Below are 15,934 nucleotides of genomic sequence, written 5' to 3' on the forward strand. Positions count from 1 at the left end.
GGGCGGCGCGCCGAGTCGGAAGAAAAATCGAATCGAAAACCAAGACGGCCGGTCGTCGGCGGGTGTCGCCGCGTTAGACGCCGCGGCCCTGCAGCTTGTCCTCGTCGGCCATGCCGACGTTCGCCTCGCCTTTCATGCCCTTGCCGATGCCCGACGCGATGTCGGCGAGTGTGTCGGGGTCGTCCCAGTTGTTGACGGCCTCGACGATGGCCTCACCCATCTGTTCCGGGTCCTCCGCGCCGAAGATGCCGGAGCCCACGAAGATGCCGTCGCACTCGTGGTACATCATGAGCGCGGCGTCGGCGGGCGTGGCGATGCCGCCGGCCGCGAAGTTGACGACCGGCAGGCGACCCATCTCGGCCGTCTCGTGGACGAGTTCGGCGGGCGCTTCGTGCTCGCGGGCCCACTTCTCGCGCTCGTCGAAGTTGAGACCGGTCAGCGTCCGAATCTGGTGTTTGATGGTGCGCTGGTGCGTGACGGCCTGGTTCACGTCGCCCGTGCCGGCCTCGCCCTTGGTTCGAATCATCGCCGCGCCCTCGTTGATGCGGCGGAGCGCCTCGGGGAGGTTGCGCGCGCCGCAGACGAACGGCGAGGTGAACTCGCGCTTGTCGATGTGGTAGTCGTTGTCCGCCGGGGTGAGCACCTCGCTCTCGTCTATCATGTCGACGCCGATGGACTCGAGAATCTGCGCCTCGGTGTAGTGGCCGATGCGGGCCTTGCCCATCACCGGGATGGAGACGGCGTCGATAATCTCCTTGACCGTCTCGGGGTCGGCCATCCGGGAGACTCCGCCGCGCTTGCGGATGTCCGCCGGGACGGCTTCGAGCGCCATAACGGCGACTGCGCCGGCTTCCTCCGCGATTTTCGCTTGCTCTGCGTCGACGACGTCCATGATGACGCCGCCCTTCTGCATCTGGGCGAACCCGCGCTTGACGAGTTCGGTCCCGCGCCGAAGCTCCTCCAGGTCGGTCTCCTCTGGCATATCCGTCGCTTGCGACTGGGTTTACTTAAGCGGTCGCTTCCATCCGTCAACCGTTCGCATTCCGCACAGGATGTGTTTCTGGGCCGCCAACACCGGCCGCAGTCACCGAGACCGGCATCACTTTTGCATCCCCCCGCTTCGGCGTGGGTATGGACGCGGCGACCCGACTGCGCCGACTGCTCGACGACGACGACCTGCCGGCGGGAACCGACCTCCCGCGGTGGCTCGCACCCCTGCCGGAGTGGCTGGAGAACTTCGGCCTCAACATCGCGTGGCTCGTGGTCGTCATCAACCTCGTCGGGACCGCCTTCGGCTTCTGGTACTACGGCTACCAGTTTAGCATCGAACCGACCGCGATGTGGCCGCTCGTCCCCGACAGCCCCGTCGCCACGCTGTTCATCGCGCTGTCGCTCGCGCTCTGGAAACTCGGGCGGTCCAACGAGTACGTCAACGCCCTCGCCTTCTTCGGCTGTCTCAAACTCGGGCTGTGGACGCCGTACGTCCTCCTCGTGTTCAAAAGCGACTTCTCGTACCTCCACTGGGCGATGTACAACTTCCTCTTCTGGAGTCACCTCGCCATGGTCGTCGAGGCCTTCCTCATCCAGCGGTACGCCGAGTTCCCGTCTCTCGCCGTCCTCGTCGCGGTCGGCTGGTACGGCCTCAACGACCTCGTGGACTACTTCGTTCCCATCGTGGGCACGCCCCACCACACGCTCATCCCGGCCGAACCAATCGTCGACGGCGTCGTGCAGCACGTTTCGCCCGCCCACGAGTACGCCGCGGCGGGCGCGGTCCTCCTGACGGTCGCGGCGACGTTCCTCGCGCTCGCGACGCGGGTCGCGAAACTCGAACGGGGCGGCATCGACTGACCGAGAACCGACGGCGCGTCGGCCGACCCGGACGTAGCCTTTTGTCCCGCCGCCCCTAACGGGCGAGCCATGCGCCTCTTCGACCACGTGGCCGACCTGCCGCTGACCGTCGAGTCCGTCTCCCGCGACCGCTTCGAGAGCGACACGTCGAGCGGCTTCCTCCGCAAGACGACGGTGTTCTCGCTCGCCGGCGACGGCGCGGTCGGCCGCGGCGAGGACGTGACCTACGACACGGAGGACCACGACGCCCTCGCCGACGCCCCCGAGGACGCCTTCGACCTCGCCGGAAGCTACGACTCGTTCGCCGACTTCTCCGCGGCGCTCGACGGAGTCGACCTGTTTCCGACGAAGGAGCCCGAGCGCGAGACGGCCGAACACTACCGGCGCTGGGCGCTCGAATCCGCCGGGCTCGACCTCGCGCTCCGGCAGGCCGGCACCGACCTCGCGTCCGCCGTCGACCGCGAGCGTACCCCGCTTCGCTTCGTCGTGAGCACCCGCCTCGGCGACCCGCCGTCGGCCGACCGCGTCGAGATGCTCCTCGACCGCGACCCCGACTGCGAGTTCAAACTCGACCCGACAACTGACTGGCACGATGAGCTTGTGTCGTCGCTCGCCGCCCACGACTGTGTTCGCATCCTCGACCTCAAGGGTCAGTACGAGGGGACCGACGTGGACCAAGCGCCCGACCCGGAACTCTACGAGCGCATCCTGTCGGGCTTCCCCGACGCGGTCGTCGAGGACCCGGCGTTCACCGACGAGACGCGACCGCTGTTCGACGGGCACGAGGGCCGCGTCTCGTGGGACGCGCCGATTACCGGCGTCGCATCCGTCGAGAGCCTGCCGTTCGAGCCGTCGTGGCTGAATATCAAACCCTCGCGGTTCGGCACGGTCGAGTCGCTGTTCGACACCATCGAGTACGCCCACGAACGTGGAATGTCGCTGTACGGCGGCGGCCAGTTCGAACTCGACGTGGGGCGGGACCACATCCAACTGCTCGCGTCGGTGTTCTACCCCGACGGTCCGAACGACGTGGCTCCCGGCGAGTACAACCTTCCCGAGCCGCCGGCGGGACTGCCGACGAGCCCGCTCGAACCGGGCGACGACCCGTCGGGGCTGGAGTTCTAAGAACCGAAACCCGGCCGTTCCAGAGAGACGCGTCGAGGGGTGCGCTGGCCGCGTTACTCGCCTTGCTGTACTTCGAATATCTCGTCGGCGACGAGGCCGTGGGCCTCTTCGTGGACTTTCGCCCCCGCCTCCTTGTTCGGTGCCTCGAAGAGACAGAAGACCGCGCCGTCCTTCTCGTCGACCCAGTAGTGCTTGTAGTTCACCCCGTACTTGCCCTGCGTCTCGATGTCGGCGCGGTGGGCCTCAGCGACGTCTTTCGCACTTCCCTCTACGTTCCGGTGTACGTCCATGTATAGCGGCATGGTTGCTAGTATATAGCACGCCAGCGCTGATAATCGTTCTTCACTATTTACCAGAATGTACTGACACAAGTATCAGACGCCAACTTAGTCGAGTATTCCCCGGTTCGAACCACGCGAAGTGTAATCAGATAATCGTCAGATGCGCGACGCCGTGACGAACGCCGCATCCGTGCGGTCCGGGCTGAATCGGTTCTCTCCCGTAGCCCGCTTCACCGACGGCTCACTCGTCGCTGTCGGCGTGGGCACGGACCCACAACTGGCCGATTCGGGAGAGGCGCGTCCGGTAGGACTTCCCGCGTTCTTCCTGTTCGATGTAGCCCTTGCCGCCGGGGCCGAGGCGGTCGACGTTGTAGATGACCTTCGACCGGAAGGAGTCGGTGTACTCCTCGTTCATCTCGCGGGCGAGCGCCTCCGCGAGTTCGGAGACCGAGCCGAACTCGCCGTGTTCGCCGAGTTTGAACAGGATGACCTCCTCGAACGGCTTGACGTTAGAGAAGGAGGCCACCGGGAGTTCGACGATGTGGCGGCCGTCTATCTGCTTCGCACCGATGGTCGTCCCGCGCTCGTCGAACTCCGACAGCAGGTCGGAGGTGGCGTCGAGGCGCTCGCGGATGCGGTCGGCGTCGATTTCGCCCGATTCGAGGAGGTCCGAAAGGAGCGCGCGCTCGGTCCGTAACTCCTCTGCGAGTTCGGTTTCGAGGTACTTCTCGGGGGCCGTGTAGTAGGTGTGGATGCGCTCGCGGTCGGCCTGTCGCTCGACCATGATGGAGTGGGCCGCGGTGGCGAACGCGAAGGAGACCGGCCGAGGCATCGCGCTCACGTTGACCCAGACCTCGCCGGGTTCGTCGTCGTCGCCGCGGAGTTCGTCGTCGGCGTCGAGTTCGGCGTTGATGAGGTCGTACGCCTGCTCGAACGCCGCGTCGTAGTCGTACACGTCGTCGACGATGACGCGCTCGGTCTCCGCGCCGAGGAGGTTCTCGAAGTCCTTGCCGAGTTTGCCCGAAAGGTTCCGCGAGTACTCGACGTTCGCCTCGCTCCCGACGGCCCCTTCGAGGAGGATGACGCGGTCCACGTCCAACTGATCGCGGATGAGCGGCGCGATGAGTCGGTCGTAGTCGAAGCCGACGGGAACGATGTGCGTCTGCATACGTGGTACGTGGGTACGGTGCTTATAAAAAACACCAGTTACCGTATCATTGAACCACACATCGAGGATGTGCGTCCCTCCGCCGTCTCGGATTTCGTGAGAAACGACGGGGGTGTGGGACATAGTAGTTTCGGGGGGTTGAGGAACAGGATTCAGATGAGTAGATAACGAAACCGGGGACGCCGGGAAAGGGAATAGTACAGGGACAGAATCGTTCTGGAATGTATTTTTAATCTAAGGAATTGTGATGACAAACATACGAAAGATGGACAGTCAACAATACCGCCACATTCTGTACTACTCCCCATCACACATTGAGCAACTCTTTGTCGACAGGATTGGCGAAGAGACAGAGGTTGTAGAGGAAACAGAGACGAGATTCTCCCAGAGGTTGGTAGCTGGCCTGAATGTGCTGATAAATGGGAGCGTCGAAGGAAAGCACCAGACGCGAAAAAGCGTCATGAGATCAGTCAATCAAAGCGAGGAACACATACAGACTAAAAAGGTCGTCAATGATTTACTTCGAGATGAAAACATTCCTCGAATCAAGGATATAAATTTGGATGACGTCTCCCCTCTCTATCGGTTTTCTTGTGAATGCCAAACTTTACCCATTGAGGAAGACGAGTTTACCGACTCAAAATTACTGGAGGTGGTTGGGAAAGAAGGTAATATCACATTCAGGGGTGTTACTTCTTTAGAAAACTGGAGTTCGCTCAGTGACACGCTCATGTCTGTCAGAAACGAAATTCCGTATCCATTGAAAGGAATTGTCCAACTACGCGATGTGAACGAGCAGATGGTACGGGAAGTTGAGGACGGTTGGGAACTCGAACAGGCAGATTGTGATGTGAATTTCGTATTCATCTGCCAGTCAGACCAAGATGAGGTCCAGAAGTGGTGGAACAGAAGAGACTTGTTGGGGGAGTATCACGAAAAGAAATCCAATTGAGAATCTGATTTGGCAACTACATTGGTGCAGGACCGGGAATTTTGACTTCATCAAGCCCGTCGTCGATGTCGACGTGAGGATAGAGTTGTTTGACCGCGTGATTGAACCATACCCTCACATCAGACTGCATATACGCTTCTGCGAAGGCGTTGTTTCGCTCGAAGGATTCATCTCCTGACTGGTTCACAGCGGCCTGCAGATTGATTATATGACCATAGAAAGCAACGATTGCCTCTACTTCTTCATCAGAGAGTATCGTGAGGTCGTCAGCATTGTTTTCGTAGATGGTCTTTCGTAAGAACTGGCCTTCTGGACCGAATGTTCCAGCGAGATAGGGACGAACAGTCATCATCTCAGCCCATATCGCTCGACGAAGGTTATCACGTTTCTTTCGCTTATTCCAACTCTCCCATACAATGTTAGCAGTAGCACCGAGGGTTGCGCCTATCAACGTGGCTGTGGCGAGAACTAACGTACTCCACTGGAGAGTAATCATTGATTTATGGACATTTGACGGGTTTGAAAAGACTTGGAAGTCTTTGGCGTCAATACGACATTTCCGTACTACCCTGAAACAATGCGCGTCTGCATACGTGGTACGTGGGCGGGGTTGGTTGTAAGCTACCACGTCCTCCAAGACGTGTCATTCAGCGTGGGATCCCGTTCTAACTGCTCATGCAGTAGGCGAATACTCACCGTTCACGTTCAGCATCCCGCTGTTCAAGCGCACGCCTACGGGTGCGCCTCCACGGCCAGACTTTTGCTGGTCACGGAGATACTTCAGACCGATATTCTTCGCTGCGTTGTAATCCGCGTGAACATCGTAGCCGCATTTCAGACAACTGAACTCGTCCTGACCCCTCTTGCGTGGACGATTATCCTTGTGGGTAAACCCACACTTCGAGCAACGCTGACTCGTGTACGCCGGATTGATCTGTTTTACCACAAGCCCCTCCGACTCGGCCTTGTACGTAACATACTCGAACAAACGGTGGAACACCCACTTGTGAACTGCCTTCGTGTGCGGTAGGCGTTCCCGGAGTCCTTTGAGTTGCTCGAACACGATGTGCGTACACTCGTTCTCCAGAGCAACCTCTACGAGTTCGTTTGAGATAGTATGGAGCACCTGCTCGAAGCGCCTGGTTTGCTTTCGACCGACTCGCTGGACATTCTCGTGTGCCCATCGAGTCCCAGTCTGTTGAAACGAACTACGACGCTTCTCGTACTCTCGGTGCCAGTGGTTGAGTTCGCCGCCGCTCCAGAATTGGCCAGTTGAGGTGGTTGCGATGTTTGTGATACCGAGGTCAACACCAAGGACGGAGACGTGCTTGGCATCGGCTGTGTCGGTGTCATCGTTCTCCACGGCGGGCTTTGTCCGCACATGAAGGTAGAAACAGTCCTCAACCTCATCGTAATGGAGTGTAGCTCCTTTTACGTCGTAGTCGTCGTTGAACAAGTACTCCGAGTGTGGCGTGTCACGCTTTTCGTCGGGTAGGAGGAACTCTGCGGTCACTCGCCCATCGATAGTGGCGAGTGTGGCGTGGTCGTTGTTCACGGTGAAGGTTCGGGCGTCGTAGCTAGCGAACCGTGATGTGAAGTGTGGCTTCGAGGCATTCTTGTCTGCCTTCCAGCGTTCAACGATGCCTTTGACGGCTTCGGCGGCGCGGTTTCGTGCGGCTTGCACGAGGTTGGACGGGAGCGGCGAATCGTCTCGAACGTCGTAGTAGGTAAGGTCGTGAAGTTTCTGTTTACTGGTGATCTTCCAGTCAGGTTCCCACGCTACGTCTACAACGTAGTTAGCGGCGTCAAGGAAGTGGTCGATTGTCTGGTGGAGAAGATCAGCGGCACTCTCGCCCACATCGAGTTTGATGGGTACGGTTCGAGTGCTTGAGTCGTCCACCATCTGTATTTCATATGTAGACGAATGTATTTATATTAGTTCGGATTTCGTGAGGATATCGACCTGCTATCGAGGATAGTTTGTGTAGTGGGTTGCCAGCTTTCTCCCGCGCCTAAGTTGTGGGATCTGCCTTGCAGTCATAATGAATCCGACCAACTGACCCGACTGTCACTCCCCGTCCCACACCGCTCGGCCCCACCGCTCCCACACCAGCCACGCCGCAACCCCACCGACGAACGCGACACCCAGATTCACGACGACGCCCACGAGGCCGATAGCGACCACGAGGGCGTAGCCGTCCGCGCGGGTCAGGCTGGTCAGGCTCGTCCGCGCCAGTTGCAGGCCGATAATCGCCAAGACAACGCCGAGCATGGCGACGGGGTAGGCGGCGACCACGTCCACGGCGAACAGGGCGACGAGGACGTAGCCGACGCCGAGAATCACGTTCGCGCCGGCGGTCCGCGCGCCGAAGGCGTACTTGCCGGCGACGCCGCCGCTGCCGTGGCACATCGGAAAGCCGCCGAGAGGGACCGCGAGGAGGTTCATCGCGCCCATGCTGGTGGCGAGTTCGTCGGCGGAGACGTCGCGGTCGAAGTAGTCCGCGAGCAGGACCGACGTGGCGAGCGCGGCGTTGCCGACGGTCATCGCCAACTGGGCGACTGCGGCCTCCGCGACGGAGAACGAGAGGTTGTCGAGCGAGAGCAGCCGGGCGTCGCCGACCGACGGGACCGCGAGCGACAGGTGTCCCACGTCGACGACGGCGACCGCGCCGCCGACCGCGAGGACGGCGAGGGCGCTCAGGTTCGAGCGCTTGGTGAGGAGGGCGACGGCGGCGACGGCGACCGCGAGGCCGGCGAGCGGGAGGTCGCCCGCGCCGAGTTCGAGCCCGGTCGACAGGAGGACGAGCGCGACGCCGAACTGGACGCCGCGGACGACCGGCGCGCCGATGTAGCGGCTTACGCGGTCGAGCGAGCGAGTCCGACCGATAGCGAGGAGAACGACGCCGAGGCCGAACCCGGCGAGGAGCGCCTCGCCGGTCGTAACCGTCTCGGCGAGGACGAGCGCGGCCAGCGCCTTCATCGGTTCGACCGACAGCGGGGCCGCGTAGTACAGCCCCCAGACGACTTGAAACACGCCGAACCAGACGAGCACGACGGCCAGCGAGAGGTCGGTCAGGCGGGCGACGGCGACGACGATAGGGAGGACCGTAACCGAATCTCCCACCGCGCCGGTGAACTCGTGCCACGAGAAGTCCACCGCGAGCTCGTCGCCGTACGGGAACGAAACACCCATCGGAGGGTGATTCCGCGCCGACGGGGAAATGTATTTGCGTAATCGTAAGCCGGAACCGTCATCGGTCAGCGAAACTGAAATAAGTTACGTCGATTCCCGCAGGCGTCGACCCCGACGCTCACTCGAACGTCGAGAGGTCGAAGTGGACGCCGCCGCGGAGGTAATCGATGCCCATGAACAGCATCACGGGGGCGAGCAGGAGCGCGGACAGCCCGCCGAAGTAGGGGTCGCCGCGGGCGTCGAGGACGGACGACAGGCCGTTGGCGAGCACGGCCAACCCGAAGCAGACGTAGCCCGCGCCCGCGACGACGTGCCACCGGAGCGTCGTCGACCCGAGAGCGACCGATTCGCGGATGCCGGCGACGACCAACAGCACGCCGGCGGCGGTAAACAGCGCGAACCGGGCGAACGAAACCGGGTGAGCGGGCGCGCCGAGAAGCACGAGGCCGACGGCGATGAGCAGGTCGAACACCCCGACGACGGCGAGAAATCGGCGGTCCATGTGCCACCGTCTCGGCGGGGATATGAAAATCTGACTACAGCTTCGTGGACGGCCGGCGGCGAACGCGACGACCACTCACCGCGTCGCCGACAGGTCGGCCGACTCGACGACGGTTGCGAACTCCCGGTTCAGGTGCGCCAGCGCGGTACGGTGCATCTCGTCGGCCGAAAAGCGCTCGCCGTCGTGGCCTTCTCGGTCGAACGTCGCGGTCGCGTCCGCGGGGAGGTACACGTCGAAGCCGAGGTTCTCGGCCATCCGCGTCGTCGTCGAGACGCAGTGGTCGGTCGTGAGACCGCAGACGACGAGCGTCGAGCGGTCGCGCTCGCGGAGCCACGCTTCGAGGTCGGTGCCGATGAAGCCGCTGTTGACGCGCTTCGTGAACACCGGTTCGCCGTCGTCGGGTTCGGCCTCGGGCTTCCACGCGAAGCCCTCGCCGTCGCGCCGGAGCGGCGAGTCGGGTTCGGTGGAGTCGTGGCGGACGTGGACGACCGGGCGGTCGGCCGCGCGCCACGCCGCGAGCAGGTCGGCGACGCGCGCTTCCATCTCCGGGTTGTTGCGGTCGCCCCACGCCGGGTCGTCGAAGCCGACCTGCATGTCGATACAGACGAGAACGGCGTCGTCGGGGAGGTCGGCGGCGGTCATCGGCCGGCCCTCGAATTAGCGGCCGTCATCAGTCGTCCGCCGGGGCCATCGGCACCTTCGGGTGCTCGCGCGTGATGCGAATCGGGCACTCGTCGGGCGCTTGCGACTCGTCGGAAGAGAACATGTACTGCGGCCACTCACGGTCGCCCTCGACGCCCCAGTCGCCGAGGTCGGCGTGGGGGCAGACCCCGTCGTACTCCTCGATGCGGTTCTGGATGACCTCGCGGGCCTTCTGGCCGGCCTCGGTGTCGGCGGTGATGCCGTCGAACAGCGCGCGCGGCTGGAAGGTGATTTCGAGGCCCCACGGGCAGTAGCGGCTGACGCGCTCGTCGTAGAACGGCGCGCGGGTCGTCGGGAACATCGGTTCGCCGCCGAAGGAGAACTCCCATTTCGGGTCGTCGGGGTCGGTCGGGATGTCCGCCGGCCACGGCTCGGGGTCGTTGACGTGGAGGAACTGGAGGACGTGCCAGAGGTGTTCGTGGTAGTCGGCCTCGGTGAGGTCCTCCGCCGGCGGCTTGAAGAACGCGACGAGCGAGCACGCCTCGGAGTAGTCCGGGTACACGTCGAGGTATTCGAGGAGCGTGTCGCGGAGCGCCAACAGCGCGTCCTTGTCTGTCATCGAATCCACGAAAGTGTAGAGGGCGTCGCCGTTGCGCTCGGACTCGATGCCGAAGTAACACGGGAACGGCGCGCCGTCGCGGTCGCCGAGCATCGTCTCGCGGAACGTCTCGTAGTGTTTTCTCGCCCAGTCGGGGAGGTCGCCGTCGTCGAGGCGGCGGCGGAGCACGTCCTGCTCCATGAGCACTTGGTGGCCCGACTCGTTCATGCGCGCCAATTGGATTCAGCGGCTTTGAGGGTTCGGGTTCGGGGGGCGAACACGACCCTCGAAACCGCGGGTGACGACCCTTGTCGCCATCCGCGAAGCCGCCGTCGTCTCCGCCCTCAGAGCGGGCGGTCGAGTTTCAGGTACCGCGTCTCGTATCCCATCGACTCGTAACACGACCGGGCGGCGTCGTTGTCGGCGTGGACGCTCAGCGCGGCCCGTTCGCACCCGCGGTCGCGGCCCCACTCGTGGGCCCGTTCGAGGAGTTCCGTGCCGACGCCCTCGCCCCGCGCCGCGGGCGCGACGTAGAGGTCTTTCACCTTGGCGACCGACCCGCGGGCGAACACCGGCGGGGAGTCGGCGTCCGCGACCGTGACGTAGCCCCGGAGCGACCGCTCGGCGGAGTCCGACTCCTCCGCGGCCGCGACGGCGACGAACGTCCGGGTGTTCTCGGCTTCCACCTGCTCGGACCGGTAGTCGAGCGCCTCGGCCCGCACGTCCACGTCCTCGGCCAGCGCGTCGTAGTCGTCGATGTCGCCCATCTCCTCGGCGAACGGGAGCCACAGGTCGTCAACCAGCGCGTCCACCTCGTCGGCCTGAAGCGGTCGAATCTGCATGAGTCACCGACGACTCGTGGGAATGTCAAAAGGGTAACTGTGTTGAGCGTTCGGGACGATTCGTCGCGCCGGCCACACTCGAATCGGGGCACGACCGGCGCGCCCGGCTCACTCGATTTCGAGGCCGCCGGCGTCGGCTCCGTCGTCCGCGCCCTCGTCCCACTCCAGTTCGAACTCGATGCTCAGTTCGTAGGGACCGCCAGCGGGGCCCTCGCGTTCCGCTTTCACCTCGAACGTCGGCGACGCGGGCGGCTCCATCGTGACAGTCTGGTCGCCGGACTTCAGCGTAATCGGCTCGCCCGCGTCGAGCTTGTCGGCGACGGTTCGGAGATACGACGCGATTTCCGCTCGCGCCTGTCGGTTCTCGGATTTGAAGAGCACTTCTTCGGGCATGGACCGTAGGTTACACCCGCAGGGGGTTAAGCTTCGTTGCGGTGACGAAAATCGATGGGGAGAGGTGCGCCGACGGGTCAGTCGGCCCGGAGGCCGTCGGTGAAGCGGGACTGGTTCTCCTCGGGCGCGGCAGCGGTCATCGCGGAGACGCCGACGGTCAGAAGCGCCGACAGCGCCATGCCCCAGAGGGCGTAGTCCCACGTGAGGTAGGTCGCGCCGAACAGCGTCATCGACCCGACCTCTACCGCGGGGACGAACACGTGGGCGAGGTAGAACGCCTGCGAGCCGAGGATGCCGGCGAACATACCCGTTCGGGTCGTCCTCGCCCAGTAGAGCGCGACGATGACCGGCAGGGCCATCTGGGCGAACCCGCCGAAGGCGGTGTCGCCGACCGAGACGAGCGTGCCGGGGCGGAACAGGCTGGCGACGAAGGTGAGCGTGGCGAACAGCGCGACGCCGATGCGGGCGAGCCACGCCTCGCGGGCTTCGCTCGCGTCGGGGTTGACGAAGGGGCGGTAGAGGTCGCGGGTGAAGTACGACGACCCGGAGAGGAGCATCGAGTCCGACGACGACATCATCGCGGCCATCGCGCCGGCGATGACGAGCGCGGCGAACCACACCGGCGTGTACTCGTTGAGGAGCACGGGGAGGACGTTCGCGCCCTCGGGCACGGAGATGCCGAGGCCGGCGGCCCACGTGCCGAGGATGAACGCGGGCACGAAAAGCAGGACGACGAGGACGGGCCACAGGGCGAACGAGCGCTTGAGGACGGCGCTCGACTTGGCGACGAAAAAGCGCTGGTTTATCTGTGGGAACATCGCCACGCCGAAGGCGATGGTGACGGCCGACGAGATGATGAACTGCGGCGAGTAGAGGCCGCCGCCGAGCGCGAGGAACTCGGGGTTGTTCGTCGCGAGGGCGTTCGAGAGCGCCGTGGGGCCGCCGGCCGCGGTGGCCACCCAGCCGACCGCGAGCCAGACGACGCCGAGCATGAACAGCCCTTGGAGGGTGTCGGTCCACGCGACGCCGCGGAGCCCCGCGATGACGACGTAGGCGATCATGAACACCGTGATACCGGCCGCGCCGGCCCAGTACGGGACTATCCCGTTCGTCAGACCGACGATGGCCTCGCCCGCGCCCATCTGCTGGAGCATCACGTACGGGAACAGCCAAAACAGGCTGATGCCGGCGACGACGGCACGCAGGCGGGTCGAGCCGAAGCGGTCGCCGAGCATCTCGCCGAGGGTGACGTAGCCGTGGGCGCGACCGACGAGCCACTGTTTGTAGCCGACGACGTACCAGAGGATGGCGAACAGCACGCCGTCCATGACGCCCATCACGAGAATCCACTCGGGGCCGGCACGGTAGGCGAGGTCGGGGCCGCCGAAGAACGTGAAGGCAGAGAGGAGCGTCGCGAAGGTGGTAAACAGGAGGACGACGGTCCCGATGGAGCGACCGGCGAGATAGTAGTCCTCGGCGTCGCGGCTGGTCAGGCGGTAGGCGAGTAAGCCGACCGCGAGCGCGACCACGAGGTACGCGCCGACGACGCCGAGTTGGATACCGAGCGCCGAGACCATCAGCGACCCTCCCCGACGATGCCGCGGTCCCACGCCGTCCGGGTGAACAGGTGGAAGACGACTGCGGTCAGCCCCATCCAGCCGATGTGCCACCAGAGCCACAGCGGCAGGCCGGCGAAGACCCTGCTGTCGCCCCAGAGGAACCACGGAACGGCGAACGTCACGAGGATTGCGAAGACGGCAACCCAGCGGTAGTCGATGCGCACTCGCGTCATTCGTAGGAACGATAATCGACAATGAGGCGTAAATCTTACTCTATCGACCTACGTTGCCCCACATTGAAGAACTATTTTCTTCAACAGGGACGGTCGAACGACGGGAACCATCCACGGACGCGCACGCGACAGAGCCGACGCGGAAGGCGGGGTCGTCCGCGGGCGAATCGGCCGCCGGAGAATCGGCCGCCGGAACAGTTTCCAGCGGCGCGTGCGACCGGAGACACATGGACTTCGGTATTCAGCTGTACTCGCTTCGCGAGCTCGACGAACCGACGTCGGCGCTCGTCCGACGCGCCGCGGACGCCGGCTTCGACGGCGTGGAGTTCGCGGGCGTCGACGACGCGGCGGCGGTCCGCGCGGCCCTCGACGAGACCGGACTCGGCGTCCCCGCGGCCCACGTCCCCATCGAGGACCTCGAAGCCGACCTCGACGCGGTCTGCGAGCGATACGGCGCGCTCGGCGTCGAGACCCTCGTGGTTCCGTATCTCCCGCCCGAGGCGTTCGCCGACGCCGACGCGGTGGACGAGACCGCACACCGACTGGACGACCTGACCGCGAAGTGCGACGAGCGGGGCGTCAGACTGCTCTACCACAACCACGACCACGAACTCGCCGCGGTCGAGGGCGAACCCGCGCTCGACCGATTGGCCGAGGAGTCCGGCGTCGGTTTCGAACTCGACCTCGCGTGGATTCTCGCCGCCGGCTACGACCCCGTCGCGTACCTCGACCGCTACGCCGACCGGACCCCGGTCGTCCACCTGAAGGACGTCGTCCGCGACGCCGACGCGGAGCGCGGCGGTCGACCCGTGTCGCTCGGCGAGGGAGAACTCGATATGGACCGCTGTCTCGCGGCCGCACGCGAGGGGTTCGTCGAGTGGGCCGTCGCCGAACACGACTTCCCCGAAGCGCCCGCAGCGTTCTGTCGAGACGCGGGCGAGTTCGTCGCGGCGCACCGAACCGACGAGGGGGCGTGACAAATCACGCGGTCGGGCGAAACGGCGGGAGAGCGACGGTTCGCCGGCGTTTCGCGGGACACGGAGTCGGAGTCGAACGCCCCGCGAGCGTTCGAATCGTCGGCCACGATAGATATTTCCCTCGGGCGCAACTTATATAATGACGTTCGTGGGTCCGGCCCATGACATCATCACAATCATCACATCACCACCCCCAACGGGGTGACTTCACCAATGGACGACACTGCAAAATATCTCATTCACGCTTCCATCTCCGCCGACGGGGTCGTCGAACGGAGCGACGTCGTCGGGGCCGTCTTCGGCCAGACCGAGGGCCTCCTCGGCGACGAACTCGACCTCCGCGACCTCCAACAGTCCTCCAAGGTCGGTCGGATAGACGTACAGATAGACTCGGAAAACGGCCACTCGTTCGGCCAGATGACCATCGCCAGCAGCCTCGACAAGGTCGAGACGGCCATCCTCGCGGCCTCGCTGGAGACGCTGACCCGCGTCGGTCCCTGTCAGGCCGTCATCGAGGTCACGAACATCGAGGACGTGCGCGAGGCCAAGCGACGGATGGTCGTCGAGCGCGCCAAGGAACTCCTCTCGGAGTCGTTCGACGACACCGTGATGAGCTCGACCGAAATCCTCGAAGCGGTCAAAGAGAGCGTCCGCGTCGAGGACATCACCGAGTATCAGGGTCTCCCGGCCGGCCCCCGCGTCGCCGACTCGGACGCCATCATCGTCGTCGAGGGGCGCGCCGACGTGCTCACGCTCCTCCGCTACGGCATCAAAAACGCCGTCGCCGTCGAGGGGACGAACGTCCCCGACGCGGTCGCCGGACTGACCCAAGAGCGGACCGTCACGGCGTTCCTCGACGGCGACCGCGGCGGCGAACTCATCCTGCGCGAACTCTCGCAGGTCGGCGACGTGGACTACGTCGCCTTTGCGCCCGACGGCCGGTCGGTCGAGGACCTCGACCGCGCGTCGGTCGTCCGCGCCCTCAGGAACAAGGTCCCGCTCTCGTCGCTTCCGGACGACGGCGACGGTGACTTCCGGGCCGCCGTCGCCGCCGCCAACGGGACAGGAGACGTTCCGACGGACCCTCGCACGGAGTCGCCGACGACTGACGCGTCGTCGACTCCACCCGCAGACGGCCACGCGAACGGGCCCGCCGACGCGGTCAGCGAGCCACCCGCCGAGGCCGGCACCGGCGGTACCGTCACGGTCGGAAAGCCCACCGGCCCCGCGAGCACCGACGCCGACGCCGACGCAAACGGCGGGGTGGTCACCGAGTCCGAGGTCGAAGCCGTCGCCGAGGCGGTCGAACCGACCGACCAGCGTCCCTCGCTCGCCGACCACGTGCGCGAGGTCATCGCCGACGAGAGCGGCATGGCCCGGCTCCTGGACGACGACCTCGGCATCGACGACGAGGTCGCGGTCGAGAAGGTGTACGACGCCGTCGAGTACGCCGACCCCGCCCCGGCGCTCGTCGTCGTCGACGGCGAGGCGAGCCAGAAACTCGTCGACATCGCGGCCCAGCGCGGCGTCGAACACGTCGTGGCGCGCTCGGCCGGCGAGTACGTCAAAAAGCCCGTCAGCGTCCGCGTCAGAACCGCGGACCAGCTCCTCGACTGAG

General features: G+C 64.5%; 18 protein-coding genes. 5 read left to right on the forward strand and 13 right to left on the reverse strand.

Features of this window, described 5'->3' with window-relative positions; translation table 11 throughout:
• Window positions 1-73 precede the first annotated feature (73 nt).
• Window positions 74-982, reverse strand: coding sequence for a pyridoxal 5'-phosphate synthase lyase subunit PdxS (pdxS, locus tag C457_RS14325; RefSeq protein WP_008095702.1), 909 nt, complete (start codon window positions 980-982; stop codon window positions 74-76).
• Window positions 983-1,131: 149 nt separating this feature from the next.
• Here pdxS and C457_RS14330 point away from each other — a divergent pair, with 149 nt between their 5' ends.
• Together C457_RS14330 and C457_RS14335 are read left to right on the forward strand one after the other, a co-directional pair.
• Window positions 1,132-1,851: a DUF1405 domain-containing protein gene (locus C457_RS14330; RefSeq protein ID WP_008095703.1), complete on the forward strand. Its 720-nt coding sequence runs from the start codon at window positions 1,132-1,134 to the stop codon at window positions 1,849-1,851.
• A gap of 69 nt (window positions 1,852-1,920) precedes the next feature.
• Window positions 1,921-2,976, forward strand: a complete 1,056-nt coding sequence (locus tag C457_RS14335; protein ID WP_008095704.1) for a hypothetical protein — start codon at window positions 1,921-1,923, stop codon at window positions 2,974-2,976.
• A 53-nt stretch (window positions 2,977-3,029) separates the two neighbouring features.
• Here C457_RS14335 and C457_RS14340 read toward each other — a convergent pair whose 3' ends face one another.
• Both C457_RS14340 and C457_RS14345 read right to left on the reverse strand, forming a co-directional pair.
• Window positions 3,030-3,278, reverse strand: a complete 249-nt coding sequence (locus tag C457_RS14340) for a DUF4242 domain-containing protein (RefSeq protein WP_147298781.1) — start codon at window positions 3,276-3,278, stop codon at window positions 3,030-3,032.
• Between the two features lie 220 nt (window positions 3,279-3,498).
• Window positions 3,499-4,425, reverse strand: coding sequence for an HFX_2341 family transcriptional regulator (locus C457_RS14345; RefSeq protein WP_004975440.1), 927 nt, complete (start codon window positions 4,423-4,425; stop codon window positions 3,499-3,501).
• A 247-nt stretch (window positions 4,426-4,672) separates the two neighbouring features.
• Between C457_RS14345 and C457_RS14350 the strand changes: the two genes are divergently transcribed.
• The gene (locus C457_RS14350) at window positions 4,673-5,377 is read left to right on the forward strand and encodes a hypothetical protein (RefSeq protein WP_161611450.1); all 705 of its coding nucleotides are present in this window, start codon (window positions 4,673-4,675) and stop codon (window positions 5,375-5,377) included.
• A gap of 16 nt (window positions 5,378-5,393) precedes the next feature.
• Here C457_RS14350 and C457_RS14355 read toward each other — a convergent pair whose 3' ends face one another.
• From C457_RS14355 to C457_RS14400, 10 genes are all read right to left on the reverse strand, one after another.
• Window positions 5,394-5,873, reverse strand: coding sequence for a hypothetical protein (locus C457_RS14355; protein WP_152420025.1), 480 nt, complete (start codon window positions 5,871-5,873; stop codon window positions 5,394-5,396).
• Between the two features lie 177 nt (window positions 5,874-6,050).
• Window positions 6,051-7,280, reverse strand: coding sequence for an RNA-guided endonuclease InsQ/TnpB family protein (locus C457_RS14360; RefSeq protein ID WP_008095712.1), 1,230 nt, complete (start codon window positions 7,278-7,280; stop codon window positions 6,051-6,053).
• 165 nt (window positions 7,281-7,445) lie between these two features.
• Entirely contained in the window at window positions 7,446-8,570 is a 1,125-nt protein-coding gene (locus tag C457_RS14365; RefSeq protein WP_008095716.1) for a putative sulfate/molybdate transporter, read from the reverse strand.
• Between the two features lie 118 nt (window positions 8,571-8,688).
• The gene (locus tag C457_RS14370; protein WP_004042221.1) at window positions 8,689-9,072 is read right to left on the reverse strand and encodes a hypothetical protein; all 384 of its coding nucleotides are present in this window, start codon (window positions 9,070-9,072) and stop codon (window positions 8,689-8,691) included.
• 75 nt (window positions 9,073-9,147) lie between these two features.
• Complete coding sequence (locus C457_RS14375; protein ID WP_008095719.1) at window positions 9,148-9,714, reverse strand: cysteine hydrolase family protein; 567 nt, start codon at window positions 9,712-9,714, stop codon at window positions 9,148-9,150.
• Between the two features lie 28 nt (window positions 9,715-9,742).
• Window positions 9,743-10,540, reverse strand: coding sequence for a YqcI/YcgG family protein (locus tag C457_RS14380; protein WP_008095721.1), 798 nt, complete (start codon window positions 10,538-10,540; stop codon window positions 9,743-9,745).
• Window positions 10,541-10,656: 116 nt separating this feature from the next.
• Window positions 10,657-11,154, reverse strand: a complete 498-nt coding sequence (locus C457_RS14385; RefSeq protein ID WP_008095723.1) for a GNAT family N-acetyltransferase — start codon at window positions 11,152-11,154, stop codon at window positions 10,657-10,659.
• Between the two features lie 108 nt (window positions 11,155-11,262).
• Complete coding sequence (locus C457_RS14390) at window positions 11,263-11,547, reverse strand: amphi-Trp domain-containing protein (RefSeq protein WP_004975456.1); 285 nt, start codon at window positions 11,545-11,547, stop codon at window positions 11,263-11,265.
• Between the two features lie 77 nt (window positions 11,548-11,624).
• Window positions 11,625-13,124 carry a sodium:solute symporter family protein gene (locus C457_RS14395; protein ID WP_008095724.1) on the reverse strand — a complete coding sequence of 500 codons (1,500 nt, stop codon included), beginning with the start codon at window positions 13,122-13,124 and terminating at the stop codon, window positions 11,625-11,627.
• A complete protein-coding gene (locus C457_RS14400; protein ID WP_004042215.1) occupies window positions 13,124-13,339 on the reverse strand; it encodes a DUF3311 domain-containing protein in 216 nt (71 codons plus the stop codon). Before C457_RS14400 ends, C457_RS14395 begins: the two co-directional genes overlap by 1 nt.
• Window positions 13,340-13,566: 227 nt before the next feature.
• On the opposite strand from C457_RS14400, the gene C457_RS14405 reads away from it, so the two are divergent.
• Together C457_RS14405 and dnaG are read left to right on the forward strand one after the other, a co-directional pair.
• Window positions 13,567-14,316: a sugar phosphate isomerase/epimerase family protein gene (locus C457_RS14405; protein ID WP_008095725.1), complete on the forward strand. Its 750-nt coding sequence runs from the start codon at window positions 13,567-13,569 to the stop codon at window positions 14,314-14,316.
• A 213-nt stretch (window positions 14,317-14,529) separates the two neighbouring features.
• On the forward strand, window positions 14,530-15,933 hold the full coding sequence (gene dnaG / locus C457_RS14410) for a DNA primase DnaG (RefSeq protein WP_008095726.1): 1,404 nt from the start codon (window positions 14,530-14,532) through the stop codon (window positions 15,931-15,933).
• Window position 15,934 lies beyond the last annotated feature (1 nt).

The organism is Haloferax prahovense DSM 18310, assembly GCF_000336815.1.
GTDB lineage: Archaea > Halobacteriota > Halobacteria > Halobacteriales > Haloferacaceae > Haloferax > Haloferax prahovense.